Source organism: Marinobacter sp. MBR-105 (assembly GCF_053628895.1).
Map to the genome: position 1 here is coordinate 87,747 of NZ_JBRJHG010000009.1, position 20,337 is coordinate 108,083.

Sequence of the window (20,337 nt, forward strand, 5' to 3'; positions counted from 1 at the left end):
ATCCGCCCGGTAATCCATTGCGTAAACACTCTCACTGACAAATCTGTGACGAGTGCATAGAATGATGACCATAGCCAGCTCAAATACGATAACTGTCAAGGAGCGCCCGGTGACAACACTGGAGCAGCAACCAACGAAAACCGAAGGGCGCAAAGACCCCTGGGGTGTTTTGTTGGAAAAAGTCGGCAAGCATCAGGATCGGGCGGCTTATCATGCTTTGTTCGAGCACTTTGCCCCGCAGATCAAGTACTACGCAATCTCGAACGGGCTGGCCAGCCACGCGGAAGAGCTGGTGCAGGAAGTCTTCGTCTCTATCTGGCGTCGCTCTTGTCTTTACGACTGGCGCAAGGCGGCCGCTTCCACCTGGATTTTCACCATTGCCCGGAACCAGCGCATTGATATGCTGCGCAAAATGCAGCGCACCAGTGCTGAGATGGCGGTGGAAACCGAGGATCTCTGGCAGATCCCGGGTGATAACGAAGACGAACCAGTCACCTCCCTGCATCGCCTGATGTCCGAGCGGCGCATCCGGGAGTCGCTGAGCCAGCTCCCGGAAGAGCAGATTACCGTCATTGCCAAGGTATATATGGAGCACAAATCCCACCAGATGGTGGCAGATGAGCTCAACATTCCTCTCGGCACCGTGAAAAGCCGGGTTCGCCTGGCACTGAACAAACTGAAAGTGATTTTGCAGGATCAAAACGTATGACACGGCACCATCCCGACAGCCTGAGTCTGATGGAGTACAGTGCGGGCAACCTGAGCGAGCCCCATGCACTGTGCATCCGCCTGCATCTGGAGCAGTGCCCCCACTGCCGTAGCCGGGTAGATACTCTGAACAGCCTGGGCGCTGTCATGATGGATCACCAGCCAAAGGTGACGGTGGCTGATTCGAGCTTTGAGCAACTGATGGCGCGTATCGATAGCTCCCCGCAAGCATCATCTCCGGTGGTCCCCCAGCCAAAGGTGAGCCCTCTGCAGAAACTGCTCGGGGATGACATCAATGCGCTGCCCTGGAAACGTCAGCTTGCGGACGTGAGTGTGCTCGACATTACCGACAAGTTTCCCGGCCAGAACGAGAGGGTCGTGCTGCAAAAACTGGTAGCGGGCGGCAAGGCGCCGGCCCATACCCACCGTGGCGATGAAACCACGATTGTGCTGCAAGGGGCATTTGCCGACCAGAAGGGCGTATTCAATCAGTGGGACTTTGTGGTTCTGAACGAACAGGACGAACATCGTCCGGTGGCCGTCGGTTGCGAAGACTGCATTACGCTGTCAGTGCTGAGCGCCCCCCTGAAGCTGACCGGGACCTTCACCCGCCTGCTCAACCCGTTCCTGCGTTAACCGTGCGCTGCGGCACCGCCGCAGCATGACTGAGCTACCATGGCAGATCACTGCCATCCCAACTGATAAAACGTCCATTATCCCTGGCATCGAGGCTTTCCAGAACCGAAAACAGATTGCTTGCCGTCTGCTCTGGCTCGTGCACCGTTAACTGCTCCAGCGACTGCTGAAATGGTTGGCTCAGCGACGACAAGGTGGTGCCCGGGTGCAGGGAAACGCATGCCAGTGGCGCGTAACGCCTCGACAATTCAATAGAAAGGTTCTTCACCACCATATTCAACGCCGCCTTGGAGGCGCGATAGGCGTACCAGCCCCCTAACTGGTTGTCCGAAATAGACCCCACTTTCGCAGACACCGCGGCAATACGCTTGAAGTGCTTTCCCCTCAGCGCCGGAGCCAGCCTCTGCATCAGCGAGACAAACCCAAGGCAGTTCACCTGGTAGCTCCGCATCATGCTTCGGCCATCGATATCCTCCAACCGCTTCTCCGGAAACATCTGGCCATCGTGCAGCAGGCCTCCGGCATAAATAACGGTGTAAACCGGACCAGAAGCCTCCAGCACAGCCTTGAACTCGGCGACATCAAGCCGCTGCTCGTCCTCTGCATCCCAGGCCATCAATCTCACACCAGAGTGATTTCTCAGATCGTCCGGCGCCGTCTCCGGCCTCCGGCACAGCCCAATCAGGCTCCGGTCCGGATAGCTGCTCAGATAACGTCGGGCCAATGCCCCACCGATGGCACCGGACACCCCCGCAATAACGGTCGTCATTCACCGATCTCCCGATTATCAATCAACACCATGTCGTTGATACGAAAAATCAATACGTTCGGGCCATCCTGGAGCAAACCAAATAATTCAAACGCCCGTATGAAGAAAGGCTTCCAGATCAGAACGACGATATCCGGCGGTCGTTGATACCGTCAAATCAAAACAGGAGAGTATCCATGCAATACCAGGCACCAGCGAACGATCTTCGCTTTCTGTTGTTTGATGTGTTGGGTGCAGACAAGCTGCACGAGCTGGAAAAGTATGCCGATGCCACACCCGACCTGATCTCCGCGGTCATTGATGAGGCCGGCAAGCTGGCGGCAGAGGTCATTCAGCCCACCAACCAGGTTGGCGACCGTCAGGGCTGCAGCTACGACCCCGAAACCAAACTGGTCAAGACTCCAGACGGCTTCAAAGAGGCCTATCAGAAGTTTGTCGAAGGTGGCTGGACCGCACTGGACGCGCCACTGGAGTTTGGCGGCCAGGGCCTGCCTCACACGCTGAAATTCGTGGTGGACGAGATGGTGTGCTCCACCAACCTGTCGCTGGGCATGTACCCCGGCCTGACGCATGGTGCCATCAGCGCCCTCTATGCCCACGGCTCGGAAGAGCTTAAGCAGACGTATCTGGAAAAACTGATTTCCGGCGAATGGACCGGCACCATGTGCCTGACCGAGCCCCATTGTGGCACCGATCTGGGCCTGATTCGCACCAAAGCCACGCCGAATGATGATGGCAGCTACGCGATTGAGGGCACCAAAATCTGGATCACCGGCGGTGAGCACGATCTGGTGGACAACATTGTCCATCTGGTGCTGGCCAAGTTGCCGGGCGCGCCAGACACCACCAAAGGGATTTCCCTGTTTGTGGTACCCAAGTTCCTGCCAGACTCCGGTGAGCGCAACCCGGCCTTCTGTGGTGGCCTGGAACACAAGATGGGCATCAAGGGTTCCGCCACCTGCGTTATGAACTTTGAAGGCGCCAAGGGCTGGCTGGTGGGCGAGCCCAACAAGGGCATGAGCGCCATGTTCACCATGATGAACGAAGCCCGTCTGATGGTGGGCATGCAGGGCCTGGGCCTGGCGGAAATGGCCTACCAGGAGAGCCTGGCCTTCGCCAGAGAGCGTCTGCAAAGCCGCTCCCTGAGTGGCCCGAAAAACCCCGACGGCCCCGCCGACCCGATCATTGTGCACCCGGATGTACGTCGCATGCTGATGCGCCAGAAAGTGCTGAACGAGGGCATGCGTGCGCTGGCACTGTTTACCGGCCACCAACTGGATCTCTCGGTGGCACACCCGGACGAAGAGGTTCGTGAAAACGCCGACGACCTGGTACAGCTGCTGACGCCGGTGGTCAAAGCCTTCCTGACCGATGAGGGCTACAACAACGCCAACTGGGGCCAGCAGGTGCTGGGTGGCTCCGGCTTCACCCAGGACTGGCCGCTGGAACAACTGGTACGCGATGGCCGTATCGCCCGTATCTACGAGGGCACCAACGGCATCCAGGCGATGGATCTGGTGGGCCGCAAACTGTCGCTGAAGGGCGGGCAACTGGTACGCGCCCTGTTTGCCGAACTGACGGGTTACCTGAAAGACAATCCTGATGCGCCCTACCGGGAAGAACTGAAAGGCGCCATCAAGGGTCTTGAGCAGGCCACTCTGTGGCTGGCCCAGAATGCCCCGAAAGATCCGGAGCAGGCTGGCGCTGCGGCGACACCATATCTGCGTCTGACAGCCCTGACCGTCATCGGCTATCTGTGGTCCCGCATGGCTGCCGTGGCTGGCCAGCAGCTCGAAGCCGGCGCAGGTAACAAGCCACTACTGGAAAGCAAGCAGGTATCCGCCCGTTTCTATTTCGAGAAACTGATGCCTGAGGCGGACTGGCTGCTACGGGATATCCAGTCCGGCAAAGACAGCCTGATGGCCCTGGAAGATGAGCAGTGGATGGCCTAAGCGGCAGAGCTTCCGGTCAGGCCAAAAATCCTGGCCGGAAATGACCGACAAATGGCAATTTGTGACCTTCATCAAGACAGATCAGAAATTGATAATGGTCACGTTGATTAGTGTCTCTGAACTAGTCCAACCCGCCTCCTTGCGAGGCTGGTACCTTCTTGAAGCCGCGCTATGCGCGGCTTTTTTTATGAATGCTTTTCGCCAGTCCTGCTACACAAGTACAATGCACGCTGCATTTTTAATACTCCAGTAGAGACCGCATGACCACCGATGACTACCATCTCCGCTTTGGCGGCATAGAGCGTCTGTACGGCCGCAAGGCCCTGCATGCTTTCCACCATGCTCACATCGCCATTGTCGGTCTCGGCGGCGTCGGTTCCTGGGCGGCAGAAGCTCTGGCGCGTAGTGGTATCGGCACCATCACCCTGATTGATATGGACGACATCTGTATCTCCAACACCAACCGGCAGCTGCATGCTCTGCAGGGCCAGTATGGTCGCACCAAAACCGACGCCATGGCGGAGCGGTTGCGGGCCATCAATCCCCAGGCGGACATTCGGGTGCACTTCGGCTTTCTCACGGTGAAGAACGTCGGGGAGCTGATCACAGAAGACATGACCGGCGTGGTGGATGCCATCGACAGCGTGAAGGCAAAAGCCGCGTTGATTGCGCATTGTCAGCGACGCAAGATTCCGATCATCTGTGCCGGTGGTGCCGGGGGCCAGATGGATCCGGCCCAGATCCAGGTTGCAGACCTGGCGAAAACCACACAGGATCCATTATTGGCCAAGGTCCGTAATATGTTGCGCCGGGAATACGGTTTTTCCCGAAACCCGAAACGGCGCTTCGGCGTAGAAGCTGTATACTCTCTGGAACAACTGACCTATCCCGCCCCGGACGGCGAGGTATGTCAACAGAAACCGACAAGCGACGGCCCGGTGCGGCTCGACTGCGCCACCGGTTTTGGTGCTGCCAGTCCGGTGACCGCGAGTTTCGGCTTTTTCGCAGCGTCCCGGCTGCTGAATCGCATCGCCCGCAAGGCCAACGCCTAATTCAACCATCGGGGCCCTTTTATGGCCGTAAGCACCACGTTAATTCTGGCCGGCATCGGCGTTTCTTCCCTGGTTTGCCAGTGGCTGGCATGGCGGGTACGCATGCCGGCTATTCTGTTCCTGCTCGCCGGTGGCATCCTCGCAGGCCCGGTGACCGGGTTCCTGCAACCGGAAGCCATTTTTGACGACCTGCTGTTTCCTGTTATCTCCCTGGCAGTGGCCATCATCCTGTTCGAGGGCAGCCTTACCCTGCGCTACGAGGAAATCAAAGGCCACGGCAAGATGGTGCGCAATCTTATTCCTGTGGGCACCATCGTCACCTGCATTATCGGCACCCTGGCCGCCCGCTGGATTCTCCAGGTATCCTGGGAAGTCGCCCTGTTGTTCGGTGCTATCTCCGTCGTCACCGGGCCTACCGTGATTGCGCCCCTGCTCCGGGCAGTGCGCCCCACCTCCAAGCTGGCGAACATCCTCACCTGGGAAGGCATCATCATTGACCCGGTAGGCGCGCTGCTGGCCGTTCTGGTGTTCGAGGGCATCGTTTCCTGGGGCCAGGGCAATGTTTTCAGCCACTCCCTCTACATTTTCGGCAAGACTCTGCTGGTTGGCTTTGCCATCGGTGCCGCCGCCGGCTACCTGAACGGCCTGGTCCTCAGAAAGCACTGGATTCCCCAGTACCTGCATAACGCCGGCACACTCACCTTCATGCTCGGTGTCTTTGCCATTTCCAATGAACTGGCCCACGAATCGGGGCTGCTCACCGTGACCGTGATGGGCATCTGGATGGCCAACATGAAGCAGGTTCCGGTCGACAGCATTCTGGAATTCAAGGAATCCCTCAGTGTCTTGCTCATTTCGGCCCTGTTTATCATTCTGGCCGCCCGTGTAGAGTTTGCAGCCATCGCCGAACTGGGCTGGGGCCTGGTTGCTGTGCTGGCCATCCTCATGCTGATCGCCCGCCCCGCGAGCATTTTCCTCTCGGCCATTGGCACCACACTGAACTGGCGCGAAAAGCTGTACCTGAGCTGGATTGCTCCACGTGGCATTGTCGCTGCGGCGGTCTCAGCGCTGTTCGCATTCCAGCTTGAGCGAATCGGCTATGAGAGTGCCGGCGTACTGGTACCACTGGTGTTTATGCTCATCATCACCACCGTTACCCTGCAAAGCCTCACTGCCCGACCCGTGGCAAAACTGCTGGGGGTTCAGGAACCGCCCGCGCACGGCTTCCTGATTCTGGGCGCCAACCCGGTGGCCCGGCTGGTGGCCCAGGCCCTGAAAAAGCATGACATTCCCACCATGCTGACCGACACCAACTGGGAGAACGTGCGTCAGGCGCGCATGGAAAACCTGCCGGTGTATTTCGGCAATCCGGTGTCGGAACATGCCGCCACACATATGGACCTGACCGGAATCGGCAACCTCCTGATACTGTCTCCATACAAGCAGATGAACAGTCTGGCCACCTACCATTTTCTGGACTGGTTCGGAGATGATTCGGTATTTGGTCTGGTGGAAGGCGACCAGGATCAGCGGGCGCGGCTTCAGACTGCAGGCAAGGTGCAGCGAACCCGGGGACTGTTCGATGGTGTCAGCTATGCCAAGCTGGCGAGCCTGGTCAGCCAGGGCTACACCGTGAAAACCACGCAGCTAAGCGAAGAGTTCAGCTACCAGCAGTTTCTGAACCAGTATCAGAACCAGGCCCTGGTGTTGTTCGTACGCGACAGTCGGGACCATATTCACCCGGTCAAGGACATGGAAACCCTCGAGCCCGGTGACGACTGGGTACTGATCAGCCTGGTTCCCCCACAACCCCAGAAGGAACGTCGGGACCGGGAAGAACCTGCCGGTGAGAAGGGCGACAAAACGGCAAGCGGTGCCGCTCCAGCCTGACGCTATTCGCCTCCGTCAGCGGCAGTCGAGCACAAGCTTGCCACGGACGTGGCCGCCCTCCAGCAATGCGTGGGCGGCCTGCACCTGATCCAGCGGGAAAGCCTGTTCAATGTGAACCCGCACATCGCCGTCCTCAATCAGCTCGGCGATCTCGTCCAGGTGAAACACATCCGGCCTCACGGTCATACCATGGGCCCGAAGCCCCATGGCCTCGGCGGCGCTGACAATGTCATCGGCGGTCACGGTGGGAATGGTCACCAGCACGCCGGTTTCTGACAGGGTATGCAGGGAGCGTTTGCCGGCTTCCCCTCCCACCAAGTCCAGCACCACATCCAGGCCATAGCACTCCTCAGCCACGTCGGTAGTGTGGTAATCAATCACTTCGTGCACGCCGAGCTCTGCCAGAAAATCCCGATTGGCCGGTGAGGCTGTCGCCACCACATGGGCGCCACGCTCCAGCGCAAACTGAACCGCAAAATGGCCGACACCGCCAGCCCCGGCGTGAATCAGTATCTTCTGACCGGATTCCAGCCTGGCCACCTCAAACAGGGCCTGCCAGGCCGTTAATGCCGCCAGGGGCACCGCGCCGGCAGTCACCAGATCAAGCTCATCAGGGACGATGGCCAACTCGTCAGCACGAGCCAGTGTGTACTCCGCATAAGCACCACCGCCGGCCGGAAAGCCCACCATACCCATCACCCGGTCGCCCGGGGCCAGGGTGGTCACGCCCTCAGCAACAGCGACGACCTCACCGGCAACGTCGTACCCCGGCGTCCAGGGCAGCCGGTTTTCGATCTGTCGGGCGGCGAACCCCAGCCCCTTCCGGGTCTTCCAGTCAATCGGGTTCAAACCGGCGCCATGCACTCGGATGACCACTTCACCTTCCCGGGGCTCAGGCACCGGAGCCTGCGCCACCTGAAGCACCTCCCGCTCACCAAACTCGCCGTAGATCACGTGCTGCATGAGGATTGATTCACTAACGTCGGTAGGTTCCATGGTTGCCTCCGGAGTGCATGGGGTCAGATGTCCCTCGAAGGGCATCAAGGATGAGACTAGCAGATATTCCCGGCAACGGCCTTAGCGCGGCAGGCCCCGGCCACCGGGCACCAGGGCGCCGGACAGAATATCGACGAATGCTTTCGGGGCCCGTGCCGGGCGCTGGGATTTCATATCAACGCAGGCGTGAGTGGACAGACCCCGCAACAGGGTTTTGCCATCGGCCCTGCGAATCAGCTGGAACTGTCGGGCGGAGCGGAAACGACCATCCCAGTCGGTCAGCCAGGTGCCCAGGACCAACTGGTCGCCGGCATTGGCCGACATCAGGTAGTCCACGTCGGTGTGGGTAATGGCCATGGCCTTGCCGGTTTCCTCGTGCAGGGCCCAGGTCATGCCCAGGCTCTCGATGTGCGCCCAGCTCACCTCCTCCAGCCAGCGGATATACACCACGTTATTGGCGTGGCCAAGACGATCGGTGTCTTCGGCCTGAACCGTGATATCCAGGGTAAACGGGGCGGGCAAATCCCAGTTCAGGACGGGGGCATCAGTCATGGGGTTGCTTCTCCAAGGCCAGGGATGGCCTGCAACGGTAGCCGGCCAATACGGTCGTTGTGAAGTGAACCAAAGTATAGAACGCCATCGTGGGGGTTAACCGAGGTAATCTCCTGAAGATGAGTGCCGCGGGTGTCGTGCAGGCTGGTCAGCATCCGGCCCTTGCTATCGAAGGCGACCACCAGACCGTAATTCTGGGGCTTGGGCTTCAGGCTGTCCGGTAATTTGGCAACCAGATCCTTCAGCCAGGGCGACTTGTGCATGGCATCCACCTGGGGATTGCGCAGGGTCGGGAAGGCCACCCAGTAACGGCCCTCACCATCCACCGCCAGGTTGTCGGGGAAGCCCGGCAGGTTATCGGCAAACACTTCAGCCCGGCCGGCCTTGGGGCCACTGATCCAGTACCGGAGAATGCGGTATTTCCAGGTCTCGTTCACCAGCACATAATCGCCCTGGTGCGATACCGCCACGCCATTGGCAAAGTGCAGGTTACCCAGCAACACCTCGGTTTTCCGGGTTTTCGGGTTGTACCTCAACAACCGGCCGTGAGGACGCATCTCGAGCAAGTCGAGCACGTAATCCGGCTGCTGAAAGCGGGAACTGGCGTCGGTGAAATAAATTCGGCCATCGGGGGCAATTATCACATCATCGGTAAACCGGAAGGGGGTGCCCTCGGCCTCCCGGGCAAGCACCGTGATGTCACCCTCAGGGGTAATGGATAACAGGCCTTTCCAGGCGTCGGCGACAATCAGGTTACCGTTGCTGTCAAACACCATTCCAAGGGGCCTGCCGCCGGTTTCCAACCACCGCTCCACGGTATCATCGGGGTGAACACGCACAATCCAGCCGTCCTGGGTGCCAGTGTAGAGTACGCCATCAGGGCCGACGGTGGTGTCTTCAGGGCCGTATACCTGACCACGGGCGAGCAGATCGGCCAGTCGCAACCGTTCATTGGGTGCCAGTACGCCAGTCATCGCCGGTGGCGAAGGCGCCTGCCAGGCTTTGCTGTCAATCGGGGACGGGGTCAGCAGAAAGCTGCCAAGCAACAAAAAGACAACCAGCAAGCCAACCAGCAACCATTTCATCATGCGCGCCCGTTCCCTTTTATGATTCTTTGTCCGCAGGCGACCCGGCGGATAACCCCGTGAGCCTAACCTTAGCAGACATCACAGGGTTTCTGACAAGATCAGGCCTGTTCCAGAAAACGCCGGCACAGCATGGCGAAAGCGTCCGGTTTTTCTGCGTGCAGCCAGTGCCCGGTGCCTTCAATGATTTTCAGCTCGGCGCCCGGAAACAGGGTACGAATCGTGTCCCGGTGTTTCTCCTGGATGTAGGCCGAATCCGCTCCCTTGATAAAAAGCACCGGCCCCTCAAACGGTCCCTGCCCTTCCGGCGCCGCCGCCAGCTTGCCATAACAGGCATCAATGACAGGCAGGTTCAGCCGCCAGCGAAACGTCACCTCATCATCGGTCTGCTCCTGGGCCGGAATACGCTCCAGATTTTTCAGCAGGAACTGGCGCACGCCCGCCATTTCAACAAACTCTGCCAGGCGGGCATCCGCCTCGGTGCGGGATTTCACGCCACGAAGGTCCATCTGCTGCATGCCTTCAAGGATGGCGTCGTGGTGGGCCTTGTAGGTAACCGGCGAGATATCCGCCACAATCAGCGACTGCACCCGCTCAGGATGCTTCAGGGCAACCTGCATGGCGACCTTGCCGCCCATGGAGTGGCCCAGAAGACTGGCTTTTTCAATACCCCGGGCATCCAGATAGGCAATGACATCCTCGGCCATAGCCGGATAGTCCATGTCGTCAGTATGGGGAGAGCTGCCATGATTGCGTTCATCCAGAGCATGAATCTGCCAGCCGTCCTCAAGCCGGCGGGCAATACCACCCAGGTTTTCCAGGGAACCAAATAGTCCGTGCAGCAGGATCAAGGGATCTCCCTGACCGGAAATACGGTGATTCAGTGCAACACTCATGGTCTGGCAGCCTCCGGTTGTCGGATCAAACCGGATACACTACCACTGCCAGTTTACGGGGCAAGGGGAATTTGGTGCCAACCCGACAGGCAGAAAAAAGCCGGGCAGGGCCCGGCTGGAAGGTCACAGACATACGCCTGAAAGATCAGCAATAGAAAATGCTGTCCAGGTATTCAGCGAGTGCCAGAACGTTTTTGCGCTCCATTTCGCTATGGGGTACAAAGATTTCCTGTTCCATACAACACCTCCACTTTGCAACGCATTACTTCAACCTGATAGCCAACATGCTATCGTTGAAGTAGTGGCAACCCGTTGACTTGCTGTCCCAATCATTTGACATTTTGTATCAGTCCACCAGATAACAAACGGGAGCAGAACCCAGGCATGCAGCCCCAGACCGAATATCCGGAATCGCCCCAGGTGGCGGCATCCAGCACACTGGCGCTGGTGCATTATCTGGAAACACGGGGTCTTCTGGATCGTGTCCGGGTGGAACAGGCTACCGGGCTGACACTGGCGACTCTGAAAGATCCGGACCTACGGGTACCCGCTTCTGCCCATTACCGTTTGTGGGAACTGGCCGAGCAACTGACCGCCGATCCGGGCGTCGGCCTGCATGCGGGCCAGGTGATCGACCCCGAGCGCATGGGGCTGGTCGGCCATGTGTTCTTCAACTGCGATACCCTGGGCGAAGCCGTGGTCCAGTACGTCCGGTTGCACCGACTGATCAACGAGTCGGTCACCCTGAGTTTTGAGCAAACCCCGGATCAGGCCATCCTGACCTGGCAGCCGGATCGTCCGGATCATTACTGTCGCCAGGACATGGACCGCACCCTGGCCGCCGCCCTGTGCCGGACCCGGCATTTTATCCATCGCAGTATCGAGGCTGACTGGCTGGAAATTGCCCATCCGGAGCCCGCATATGCCGCTGAATACCGCAAACTGTTCGGTGGCACCGTCCATTTCGGCTGTGGCGTTACCCGCATGGCGTTTGACAGCAAGCATCTGGGCCACCCCATCCCGCACCGGAACCCCTATGTTTACTCAGCGGTGCTGAAACAGGTCAATGCGGTCATGGCCCGGCTACAGACCCGCCGCTCGTTCAGCCGAAAGGTGCGGCGCCTGATTTCCCGTCAGATGGCCACCGACCGGATTGATGCCGACACCCTGGCCCGGCAGTGTCATATGAGCCGCCAGACCCTGTACCGAAAACTCAAGAAAGAAGGCATGAGTTTCCACGACCTGGTGGAGCAGGTCCGCAAGGACAAGGCCCTGCGCTATGTCGCCGACGACCAGTACGCGCTTGGCGAAATCGCCTTTCTCCTGGGGTTCTCCGAGCTGAGTGCCTTCAGCCGTGCGTTCAAGCGCTGGACCGGTATTGCCCCGGCCCAGTTCCGGGCCAGTCATCAGGGACACGAGTCATGATCACAGAGAACCTTTCGCTACTGGCCATTCCGCTGGCAGCGCTGTACCTGGCGGCGCTGGCCTGTGTTTACCGCATCCTGCTCACCTATCGGACGGCCCAGGGAGCCATAGCCTGGATTCTTGCGCTGGTGGGCCTGCCCTACATTGCCGTGCCCATGTTCCTGCTGTTTGGTCGTTATCGCTTTGGTGGTTACGTCAAGGCCCGCCGCATGGGTGACAAATCCCTGACCAGCCTGCTCGATAATTTTGAAAGCCAGACCACCTCCATCACCAATCCGGGCCAGGAGCATTTCAGCGATGAATTGCAGGTCTTGTGCAAACTCGGCCGGCAACCATTCACCGCTGGCAACCACTGCACACTGCTGCGAGACGGCGAAGCCACCTTTGAAGCCCTGTTCGATGCCATGGAAGACGCCCGCCATTATCTGCTGCTGGAGTTCTACATTGTCCGCTCAGACCGGGTCGGTCAGCGCATCAAGGCCATCCTTGAACGCAAGCTGGCCCAGGGCGTGGAGGTCTGGTTCCTGTATGACGACATTGGCAGCGCGTTTCTGTCCCGCAAATGGCTGAACGAGCTGTCTGCCGCCGGCGCCCGCATTGCCTCGTTTGGTGACGGCAACATCCGACGTCGGCGCTTCCAGATGAACTTCCGTAATCATCGCAAGCTCCTGGTCTGCGATGGCAAGGTGGGATTTGTCGGTGGCATCAATCTGGGCGACGAATACCTGGGCACCGCCATGGACCAGGAACCCTGGCGCGACACCCATTGCCGGATCGAAGGGCCGGCTGTCACCGGCCTCCAGCTGGCCTGGCTGGAGGACTGGAACTGGGCCAGCAATACCCGGCCGGAACTGAACTGGGCGTCCGTGTCTCAGCCTCCCGGCGACCAGGAAGTACTGGTATTGCCCACCGGCCCGGCAGACACCTGGGAAACCTGCACCCTGTTCTTCCTGAACTGCATCAACAACGCGCGCACCAGGATCTGGATTGCCTCGCCCTATTTTGTGCCGGATTTCCAGATCATGAATGCCCTGCAGTTGGCGGCGCTCAGGGGGGTGGATGTTCGCATCCTGATACCGGAGAAAACCGACAGCCCACTGGTTCGGCTGGCCGCCTATTCCTATCTGGTACAGGCCAGTCAGGCCGGCATCGGCATCTATCGTTACCAGCCCGGCTTCATGCACCAGAAAGTGGTTCTGGTGGACAGCCGCTACGCCGCCATCGGCACCGCAAACCTCGACAACCGGTCCATGCGCCTTAACTTCGAGATTACCGCCGTCCACACCAGCCCGGCGTTCATCCAGCAGGTCGAAACCATGCTGGAGGAAGATCTGGGCGCCAGCCGGCCCATGACCGAAAACGACTATCGCCAGCGCTCTATCCTGTTCCGGCTGGGCTGCCGGGCGGTACGACTATTGGCGCCCCTGCTTTGATCTGGCCCCGGGCGGGCGCTTGTGCGAACATGAGCGCTCGACTGATGCTGTAAACGACCATTTCATGAACGCATTCAAACCCAGAGAAACCCTGACCGAACAGGTCGCTCGTCACATTGAAAACCTGATTGCCTTCGAGCAACTCCGTTCCGGCGAGCGCATCTATGAAAGTGCCATGGCCAAGCAGATGGATGTCAGCCACGGCTCCATCCGGGAAGGCCTGCTGCTGCTGGAGAAGCGCCATCTGGTGCGTAACGTCCCCCGCAAAGGCGCGTTCGTCACGCCGCTGGATGAACACTTTGTCCGCAGTCTCTATGAGACTCTGGAACTGTACCTGACTCACACCGGACGGAAGCTGGTGCGTCAGTGGCAACCGAATGACATGCAGCGGCTGGAATCCCTGTACGAGCAGATGCGGGACCGTTTTCAGAACAACGATCTGATGGCGTTTCTGGAGCTGGGTATTGAATACACCAAAGCCTCACTGGTGTACGCCGACAATTACTTTATTGTCTCGGCCATCGAGGATCTCTGGCCCTCTGCCAAGCGTTGCGCCTTTGTCGCCTTCCGCCATGGCGGCAAACAGGTTCTGGAAGACAACCTGGTGCACATGGAAGAATCCATCCGGATAATACGGGAACGGGACGAACAGGCACTGGCAGATATCCTGCACAGGTATGCCGTTCAGCAGTGTGAGCAGGTGCTATCCGCTCTGAACAACTGATACCGCGAAAACTCAGTAGAACAGCTGGGTGAATGAGAAGCCGATATTGAGGTATGCGGTCCATTCGTCTTCGTTGTTATAGGCGGCCGAGAGCTGTACCGGCCCCAGGAAGGTATCCACCCCGGCGAAAACACTCCAGGATCGCACCAGCCCGGACCAGGTGGCATCATCCATCTGCTCCCAGGCATTGCCGGTCTCAAATCCCAGGCCGGTGAACCAGGGCAGCACCGGCCCGCCGAATTCACGCCTGGCCCAGGCCGCCAGTAAAACGGCATCGTTTCCCGTGATCTCGCCCGGGGCGTAGGCTGACAACTGCCGAAAACCGCCAAGACGCGCTGCGTTCTCAACGCCCGGTTCTCCGCTGATGACCTGCCGGGTATACAGCAAGCCGGTGAGATTGAAACGTTGCCAGGTGCCGGTTCCCAGCAACATGCCGGTGAGGGCATCGAACTCCCGGTCACTGCCGAGCTCTTCCCGCTCTACTCTGGCCCGGATACCGGCAAAAGCACCGGATTTCGGATAGAAGGCATCACTCAGGGAATCATGCACCAGTTGCAGGCTGCCGTAGCCCTGATGCACCTTACCGGAAGGTGCAACCGGAACGCCCACTTCGTCATCCACGGTGGCATAGCCACGGACATAACCCAATCGGATCTCGCCATCGCCACCCAGTTCCATGCCAAGGGCCAGATCCACTTCCCGAAAGGTCACATCAATCTCGGAAATACGGTCGCCGTTGTCGTAGACACTGTAATCATCACGGCGATATTCCACCCCGACCACCGCAAACCGGTCATAACCGTAATCCAGAGGCTGGTACCATTGGCTACGCACCCAGGGCTGGGTGCCTAATTGGAGCCCGGTCTGCCATTCCGCGCCAAGGCGATTGAGTTCGGTCATTCGCAACCCGGTGGCCAGATTGAAGCGGGTATCGCCGTCGAAGTTGTCCTCATAATTCAGACCAAACGACAGATAGTTGGGCCCCCAGCTCTTCTCCCGGGCTTGAATGATCAGCACCGGGCCGGCCTCGGAAGGCCGCATGGACCAGGACACCGTCTCATAGTAGCCCAGGCCATAGATGCGCTTGAGGTCGGCTTCCAGTTGCTCGACATCAAGCGGCTCACCCTCTTTCTGCCGGATGCGCTCGCGCAGAAAGTCACTGGCCAGGCGGTCGCCTTTACGGAATTCGATCCGGGCGACCGGCCCCGGCGCCAGTTCCTCGGCTCGAAGCCGGTTGCGGTAATCCCGCCACTCCGAGTCAGACACTGCCAGCCGGTTCAGGGCCACAGCATGATCCCTGGCTCCGCTGGCCCCCAGCTCAAACAGCACCGGCGCGTCGTAGAAATCGGCAGAGGTGTGGCCTTGCAGATCTGGCTGAATCAGGATGTCGCGTTCGGTTAACAGGCCCAGCTGGAATTCGGTGTTGCGCCGGGTCATCAGCGTGGTGAGCTGCCCGACCACTGAAAAAGCTTCGCGCATGTCTTCAGTGGTCATGAGCGGATCGGTGATATCCACGGCAATGACCACATCAGCGCCCATGTCCCGGGCCACGCTGACCGGTAGATTGTTGGCCACACCACCGTCCACCAGTAATCGCCCACTCCTTTCCACCGGCGCGTATACGCCGGGAATGCTCATGCTGGCACGAATCGCATCAGCCAGGTTACCGTCGCCAATCACCACTTCAACGCCGGTTTCCAGATCGGTCGCCACAGCCCGAAACGGGATGGGTAGCTGATCAAAGTCATCCACCAGGGCGGCGTTACGGGTCAGCTCATTGAGAATAAAGCCGAGATTCTGGCCGGTAACCAGTCCGCCACCAAACCGAACGCCCTCGGAACCGACGCCAATACCCGGCACCAGAGGCAGGCGCCAATCGTCCTGCTTTCGGCGCACCGGCTTGTAGGCCCGGCCTGGGTCATCGCGAAAACTGGACAGCCAGTCCAGCCCGATAAATCGCTGTTCGATTTCTTCCACCGGCATCCCGGTGGCGTACAGGGCGGCAACGGCCGATCCGGCACTGGTACCGACCACCACATCAACCGGCACCTGCATTTCTTCCAGTACCCGCAGTACCCCGACATGAGCCATGCCTTTGGCACCACCGCCACTGAGCACCAGACCTATGGTTGGTCGAGCATTACTCGCATCAGCATCGGCCAAAGCATGAGGGAACCCGGGCAGGACAAGCAGAATGCACAGTAACCAGGACGGCGAGCGAGTACTCACGATCCCGTTACGAGGTCTGTTTTTTGTCATCGTCGGCCAGTGACAGATGGGAGGTATCCGGCACAACCGGTGGGGGAAGATCCCGTTTTATACCCAGATCACTGCCGGCCGGAGCCAGTGTCCAGTCATCAAGATGCTCAAACATCGGTGCCTCAGCTTCCTGATGCTCAACCAGAGTCACCCCGACCGGGTCCAGGCTCAGGCCGGAACCGGCCAGAATATCATCCACCTTTTCGCCGGCCACCGGCAGGCGATCGCCCGGTTCAACGGCTGGAGTGTTACCGGATTTCGCTTCCGGTTGCGCCGGCTTTGGTGCCGGAGACTGTGGCGGGACCGGCTGTGAGGCCGGAGTCTGAGCAGAGGGCGCCGGCGCTTGCCTGGCCGGCTCGGCTCCGGGCATCGGCTGTGCATACGCCACCATTCCGTGTTTTTTCAGCACCGCCAGATACTTCTCGGCCTGAACCTGCTCAAGCTTGTTACGAATGACGACCGGTTGCCCACTGAACATGCGGTCCAGCTGCTCGACGCTGGCCTTGAACAGGGCCCGGGCATTGTTGCGAGCGGTTTCCAGATCGGTGCCTGGTGTGCACTCTCCTTTGAACACGAGCTGGTACATGGCTATCCCTCTGCTTTTACAACAACTGTTGGTCAATGATAGCTGAAATCACAGGCCACAACAGGCATTAACCAACGCCGGGCCTTACCATCCGGAAATCATTTCAGCATTGCAAACAATTGAAAAATCCAGCGTCCACAGGAGGAAAAGTACGCCACACTCTGCAACAATCAACTGTAACCAAAATTTACACTTGGTTACACTAACAAGAATCGCAGATTACGTTCCGGGAGCCTCACATGCGCACCATCATTACCGCCCTTCTCTCTGGTCTGGTGCTCGGCTTGTCATCGGCGCAGGTATCCGCCGAAAACCTGGATGTATTGATGAGCCAGGTTTTTCAGGCCAATGAAGCCACCTACATCGGCTATGAAAGCATCGAGCGCGAGGACATTCCCGCCCAGGCCAGTGTAGACCGGAAATACCTGATTGTGGATTTCCGCTTTCCGAACCAGCAGCCGGCCGCCGAACAACTCCAGGCCAGCGTACACAAAGTGTGCATGACCCTGCTGAAAGATCGTGAGCTGATCCGCTCGCTGTCAGATTCCGGCTACGACATGGTGGCCGTGGCCTTTGACCGCCAGTCCCAGTTTGACTGCCTCTAGCCTGTAGCTCGGGCTATTCCTGTCCCAGTAGGCGGGGGAATGCATCCAGGGCGGTATTCACCGCGTCCAGATTAAAGGCCTCCACATCAGCCAACAGCTTCTCACCGTAGCGCGTGACCGATGATGAGCGGTGCCGCTGCCCCCATTCGATAATGCGGACCGCGAAATCCTTCATCTGTTCCGGGTCACCGCTCTCGCGCACTTCCTGCCATTCGTTACCGAAGTCTTCAGCCAGTTTTTCCCGCAGCCAGCCCCGCTCATGCATACTCATGGTCTGGGCCAGCAGGCGCTCGGATTCCTCAGGCGCGCCATCGTCATCAGCCTGCTCCACCGTCGCTTCTACCCTGGGCAGTACCACCTTGAACGTCGAGCCCACATTGGCCTCACTTTTCACGGTCAGTCTGCCGCCCATCATTTCCACCAGTTTACGGCTGATCGCAAGCCCCAGCCCGGTGCCGCCATAACGCCGGGAACTCTGGCCTTCCTGCTGCTCGAAGGCTTCAAAAATGCGCTCCTGCTGGTCCGGCGCAATGCCGATACCGGTGTCAGCTACGGTCACCACCAGCCGGTAGTAACAAACCTCGGTATCGGCATCCGCCGGCTCACCCAGCGGCTTGGCCACCGCTCGCACGGTAACCCCGCCCTCGTGGGTGAATTTGATGGCATTGCCCACCAGATTGAACAGCACCTGTCGCAAGCGGGTCTCGTCCAGCATCATCGCCGAGGGCATACCCGACCCCACGCTCACTTCCAGGGTAATGCCCTGCTCCGTCGCCCGCAGGTCAAAGATGTGGCGGACATCACTGAGCAGCCGGCGCACGGACACAGGGCCGAAATCCAGGCGCATCTTGCCGGCCTCGATCCGCGACAGGTCCAGAATGTCATTGATCAGCATCAGCAGGCTTCGACTGCCCGCCCGGATGGCATTGAGGTAATTGCGCTGCTGGGGATCTGTGACCGAATTGTAGAGCAGATCGCTGTAGCCGATCACCGCATTCATAGGCGTTCGGATTTCGTGGGACATGTTGGCCAGGAATTCGCTCTTGGCACGGCTCGCAGCCTCCGCTTCCCGGGCCAGTCGCTCCGCCTCAAGCTTGGCGGCACGGAGTTCATCCTCACTCCGGCGCAGCGCATTCTCGGACCGGATTCGCTCATCCACTTCCAGTGACAGTTTGCGGTTCCAGTACAGAAAGATCAGCACCACCACGATGGCTATCAAAATGATTCGCCGAACCACGGTGTAATCGGCTTCCTGTTCGATATCCAGGTGAATCCAGCGGTTATAGATGGCTTCGGTTTCGGACGTCGGCAGACTCCCCAGCGCCTTGTTCAGAATGCGGTGGAGCTCGGGCTGGGCCGGGCTGACCGCCAGTCTCAGATCGTACTGGTAAGGGGTAATACTGGTAATCCGCAGGTTCGACAGACCGAGCCGTGCCACCGTGTAACTTACCGCCGGGATATGCGTCACCATCACATCCAGATCGCCGTTGGAAAGCGCAAGCAGCCCATCTTCCACGGTCTGCTGGGGATAGATGTCGAGATTCGGATGATTGATCAGCAGATAGTCATGACTGGCCTGGCGGTTTACCACGCCCACCCGCTCATCCCGAAGTTCACGCAGGTCTCCGATAAAGCGACCGGTGTCGCGGATCGCCAGCGCAATGGGCACGTTGACATAGGCCCGGGTGAACAGGAATTCCTGCTCGGTACGAGGCGTGCGGGACATGCCGGGAAGCACGTCCAGCTCACCGGATTTCAGTTTTTCCTCGGCACCGGCCCGACTGTCTACCGTCACTCGCTGGAAGCGAATCCCCAGATCCTTCTCCAGCCGGCTGAGCAAGTCGGCGACCAGCCCCGTGGGCCGGCCATCCTGTTCAAACTCGAACGGCGGCCAGTCCGGCCTCAGTCCGACGGTAATCTCCGAGTTACTGGCCAGCCATTCCAGTTCACCGGCGGTCAGGGCCACGTTTCGGGTCTCGACTTCAGGCAGCTCCCCCGCCAACCAGGACTGGCGAATATTGCGATGTTCCTGATGGGTCAGTGACGATACCGTGCGATCAAACACCCGAAACATGCGCTCCTGCTCAATGGGAACCTGCAGCACCACATCCACAGGTCGCCGATCCAGCAACACCGCCAGCCCGACACCATTGATCATCGCCGATTCGAGGTAGTCAGACACCACCGGAACCGGCCCGAGAAAAGCATCTGCCTCGCCCGACATAACCCGGCTGACCGCCTCACCCAGGCTGGAAACCGGTACCGGCGTAAAGCTTTCCACCGGGTCCAGCAGCGGAAACTGATTGGGGTCGTCGCCGACAATGACAACCTTCGCTGCCTCCAGATCAGACAAAGTCCGGATTGCCGGGTCGCCGGCATTCACAAACACCCCGTAGGTGAGTGACATCAAGGGCGCTGTGTGTCGCACGCCGGGAATAACCGGGGCGCCGGGCAGTCGGGTGGTCAGGATCAGGTCCGGCTCTGGCCGCTCAGTGCCCAGCATCTGGTTCATCAGAAAGGGCTCAATGGGCAATCCCAGCTTGGAGGACAAGCGGTTGAGGTAGTCCACCCAGATGCCCGCCATGCGCCCCTCCCCGGTATCGAACACCAGCGGCACCTGGGTATGCCTGACCCCCACATTGAAGCCATCCTGTTCTGCAAGCCAACGCAGATCTTCAACGCCCAGTACGGGCGCCGGCGAATTCTGGGGTGGATCCGCCAACACGGCCCCTTGAAAAAGCAGCAACAGGAGGCAAAACATGAACTGTG

Annotated in this window: 17 protein-coding genes; 9 read left to right on the plus strand and 8 right to left on the minus strand. The window is 59.3% G+C overall.

Features of this window, described 5'->3' with window-relative positions:
• Positions 1 to 109 precede the first annotated feature (109 nt).
• Positions 110 to 709, plus strand: a complete 600-nt coding sequence (locus ACSSVV_RS11990; protein WP_014420382.1) for a sigma-70 family RNA polymerase sigma factor — start codon at positions 110 to 112, stop codon at positions 707 to 709.
• Positions 706 to 1,344: a ChrR family anti-sigma-E factor gene (locus tag ACSSVV_RS11995; RefSeq protein ID WP_011784062.1), complete on the plus strand. Its 639-nt coding sequence runs from the start codon at positions 706 to 708 to the stop codon at positions 1,342 to 1,344. The genes ACSSVV_RS11990 and ACSSVV_RS11995 overlap by 4 nt, the downstream gene beginning before the upstream one ends.
• 34 nt (positions 1,345 to 1,378) lie before the next feature.
• Here ACSSVV_RS11995 and ACSSVV_RS12000 read toward each other — a convergent pair whose 3' ends face one another.
• On the minus strand, positions 1,379 to 2,113 hold the full coding sequence (locus ACSSVV_RS12000; RefSeq protein ID WP_011784061.1) for an SDR family NAD(P)-dependent oxidoreductase: 735 nt from the start codon (positions 2,111 to 2,113) through the stop codon (positions 1,379 to 1,381).
• A 176-nt stretch (positions 2,114 to 2,289) separates the two neighbouring features.
• On the opposite strand from ACSSVV_RS12000, the gene ACSSVV_RS12005 reads away from it, so the two are divergent.
• From ACSSVV_RS12005 to ACSSVV_RS12015, 3 genes are all read left to right on the plus strand, one after another.
• Positions 2,290 to 4,065, plus strand: a complete 1,776-nt coding sequence (locus ACSSVV_RS12005; RefSeq protein WP_454106311.1) for an acyl-CoA dehydrogenase C-terminal domain-containing protein — start codon at positions 2,290 to 2,292, stop codon at positions 4,063 to 4,065.
• A gap of 260 nt (positions 4,066 to 4,325) precedes the next feature.
• On the plus strand, positions 4,326 to 5,117 hold the full coding sequence (gene tcdA, locus ACSSVV_RS12010; RefSeq protein ID WP_454106312.1) for a tRNA cyclic N6-threonylcarbamoyladenosine(37) synthase TcdA: 792 nt from the start codon (positions 4,326 to 4,328) through the stop codon (positions 5,115 to 5,117).
• Between the two features lie 21 nt (positions 5,118 to 5,138).
• On the plus strand, positions 5,139 to 7,007 hold the full coding sequence (locus tag ACSSVV_RS12015; RefSeq protein WP_011784056.1) for a cation:proton antiporter: 1,869 nt from the start codon (positions 5,139 to 5,141) through the stop codon (positions 7,005 to 7,007).
• Between the two features lie 15 nt (positions 7,008 to 7,022).
• Here the strand turns inward: ACSSVV_RS12015 and ACSSVV_RS12020 are convergent, their stop codons facing one another.
• The 4 genes from ACSSVV_RS12020 to ACSSVV_RS12035 all read right to left on the minus strand — a co-directional run bounded on the left by ACSSVV_RS12020 (position 7,023) and on the right by ACSSVV_RS12035 (position 10,536).
• On the minus strand, positions 7,023 to 8,003 hold the full coding sequence (locus tag ACSSVV_RS12020; RefSeq protein WP_153740810.1) for an NADP-dependent oxidoreductase: 981 nt from the start codon (positions 8,001 to 8,003) through the stop codon (positions 7,023 to 7,025).
• 81 nt (positions 8,004 to 8,084) lie between these two features.
• Entirely contained in the window at positions 8,085 to 8,555 is a 471-nt protein-coding gene (locus ACSSVV_RS12025) for an acyl-CoA thioesterase (RefSeq protein ID WP_454106313.1), read from the minus strand.
• Positions 8,552 to 9,640, minus strand: coding sequence for an SMP-30/gluconolactonase/LRE family protein (locus ACSSVV_RS12030; protein ID WP_454106333.1), 1,089 nt, complete (start codon positions 9,638 to 9,640; stop codon positions 8,552 to 8,554). The genes ACSSVV_RS12025 and ACSSVV_RS12030 overlap by 4 nt, the downstream gene beginning before the upstream one ends.
• A 101-nt stretch (positions 9,641 to 9,741) precedes the next feature.
• The gene (locus ACSSVV_RS12035; RefSeq protein ID WP_454106314.1) at positions 9,742 to 10,536 is read right to left on the minus strand and encodes an alpha/beta fold hydrolase; all 795 of its coding nucleotides are present in this window, start codon (positions 10,534 to 10,536) and stop codon (positions 9,742 to 9,744) included.
• A gap of 384 nt (positions 10,537 to 10,920) precedes the next feature.
• Between ACSSVV_RS12035 and ACSSVV_RS12040 the strand changes: the two genes are divergently transcribed.
• The 3 genes from ACSSVV_RS12040 (at position 10,921) to ACSSVV_RS12050 (ending at position 14,118) form a co-directional block, all read left to right on the plus strand.
• Positions 10,921 to 11,961, plus strand: coding sequence for an AraC family transcriptional regulator (locus ACSSVV_RS12040; protein ID WP_022992139.1), 1,041 nt, complete (start codon positions 10,921 to 10,923; stop codon positions 11,959 to 11,961).
• The gene (cls, locus tag ACSSVV_RS12045; protein WP_022992138.1) at positions 11,958 to 13,394 is read left to right on the plus strand and encodes a cardiolipin synthase; all 1,437 of its coding nucleotides are present in this window, start codon (positions 11,958 to 11,960) and stop codon (positions 13,392 to 13,394) included. The genes ACSSVV_RS12040 and cls overlap by 4 nt, the downstream gene beginning before the upstream one ends.
• A gap of 64 nt (positions 13,395 to 13,458) precedes the next feature.
• On the plus strand, positions 13,459 to 14,118 hold the full coding sequence (locus ACSSVV_RS12050) for a GntR family transcriptional regulator (RefSeq protein WP_022992137.1): 660 nt from the start codon (positions 13,459 to 13,461) through the stop codon (positions 14,116 to 14,118).
• A 12-nt stretch (positions 14,119 to 14,130) separates the two neighbouring features.
• Here ACSSVV_RS12050 and ACSSVV_RS12055 read toward each other — a convergent pair whose 3' ends face one another.
• Both ACSSVV_RS12055 and ACSSVV_RS12060 read right to left on the minus strand, forming a co-directional pair.
• Positions 14,131 to 16,377 carry a patatin-like phospholipase family protein gene (locus tag ACSSVV_RS12055; RefSeq protein WP_454106315.1) on the minus strand — a complete coding sequence of 749 codons (2,247 nt, stop codon included), beginning with the start codon at positions 16,375 to 16,377 and terminating at the stop codon, positions 14,131 to 14,133.
• Entirely contained in the window at positions 16,355 to 16,963 is a 609-nt protein-coding gene (locus tag ACSSVV_RS12060; protein ID WP_011784047.1) for a hypothetical protein, read from the minus strand. The genes ACSSVV_RS12055 and ACSSVV_RS12060 overlap by 23 nt, the downstream gene beginning before the upstream one ends.
• A 239-nt stretch (positions 16,964 to 17,202) precedes the next feature.
• Here ACSSVV_RS12060 and ACSSVV_RS12065 point away from each other — a divergent pair, with 239 nt between their 5' ends.
• Entirely contained in the window at positions 17,203 to 17,568 is a 366-nt protein-coding gene (locus ACSSVV_RS12065) for a hypothetical protein (protein WP_224850891.1), read from the plus strand.
• A gap of 13 nt (positions 17,569 to 17,581) precedes the next feature.
• On the opposite strand, the gene ACSSVV_RS12070 is transcribed toward ACSSVV_RS12065, so the two are convergent.
• A complete protein-coding gene (locus tag ACSSVV_RS12070) occupies positions 17,582 to 20,329 on the minus strand; it encodes an ATP-binding protein (RefSeq protein WP_454106334.1) in 2,748 nt (915 codons plus the stop codon).
• Positions 20,330 to 20,337 lie beyond the last annotated feature (8 nt).

Excerpts from the sequence above, each read along its gene's own strand:
- ACSSVV_RS11995 (WP_011784062.1), top strand. The coding sequence starts at position 706 with ATGACACGGCACCATCCCGACAGCCTGAGTCTGATGGAGTACAGTGCG.
- ACSSVV_RS12000 (WP_011784061.1), bottom strand. The coding sequence starts at position 2,113 with ATGACGACCGTTATTGCGGGGGTGTCCGGTGCCATCGGTGGGGCATTG.
- ACSSVV_RS12005 (WP_454106311.1), top strand. The coding sequence starts at position 2,290 with ATGCAATACCAGGCACCAGCGAACGATCTTCGCTTTCTGTTGTTTGAT.
- tcdA (WP_454106312.1), top strand. The coding sequence starts at position 4,326 with ATGACCACCGATGACTACCATCTCCGCTTTGGCGGCATAGAGCGTCTG.
- ACSSVV_RS12015 (WP_011784056.1), top strand. The coding sequence starts at position 5,139 with ATGGCCGTAAGCACCACGTTAATTCTGGCCGGCATCGGCGTTTCTTCC.
- ACSSVV_RS12020 (WP_153740810.1), bottom strand. The coding sequence starts at position 8,003 with ATGGAACCTACCGACGTTAGTGAATCAATCCTCATGCAGCACGTGATC.
- ACSSVV_RS12025 (WP_454106313.1), bottom strand. The coding sequence starts at position 8,555 with ATGACTGATGCCCCCGTCCTGAACTGGGATTTGCCCGCCCCGTTTACC.
- ACSSVV_RS12030 (WP_454106333.1), bottom strand. The coding sequence starts at position 9,640 with ATGAAATGGTTGCTGGTTGGCTTGCTGGTTGTCTTTTTGTTGCTTGGC.
- ACSSVV_RS12035 (WP_454106314.1), bottom strand. The coding sequence starts at position 10,536 with ATGAGTGTTGCACTGAATCACCGTATTTCCGGTCAGGGAGATCCCTTG.
- ACSSVV_RS12040 (WP_022992139.1), top strand. The coding sequence starts at position 10,921 with ATGCAGCCCCAGACCGAATATCCGGAATCGCCCCAGGTGGCGGCATCC.
- cls (WP_022992138.1), top strand. The coding sequence starts at position 11,958 with ATGATCACAGAGAACCTTTCGCTACTGGCCATTCCGCTGGCAGCGCTG.
- ACSSVV_RS12050 (WP_022992137.1), top strand. The coding sequence starts at position 13,459 with ATGAACGCATTCAAACCCAGAGAAACCCTGACCGAACAGGTCGCTCGT.
- ACSSVV_RS12055 (WP_454106315.1), bottom strand. The coding sequence starts at position 16,377 with ATGACAAAAAACAGACCTCGTAACGGGATCGTGAGTACTCGCTCGCCG.
- ACSSVV_RS12060 (WP_011784047.1), bottom strand. The coding sequence starts at position 16,963 with ATGTACCAGCTCGTGTTCAAAGGAGAGTGCACACCAGGCACCGATCTG.
- ACSSVV_RS12065 (WP_224850891.1), top strand. The coding sequence starts at position 17,203 with ATGCGCACCATCATTACCGCCCTTCTCTCTGGTCTGGTGCTCGGCTTG.
- ACSSVV_RS12070 (WP_454106334.1), bottom strand. The coding sequence starts at position 20,329 with ATGTTTTGCCTCCTGTTGCTGCTTTTTCAAGGGGCCGTGTTGGCGGAT.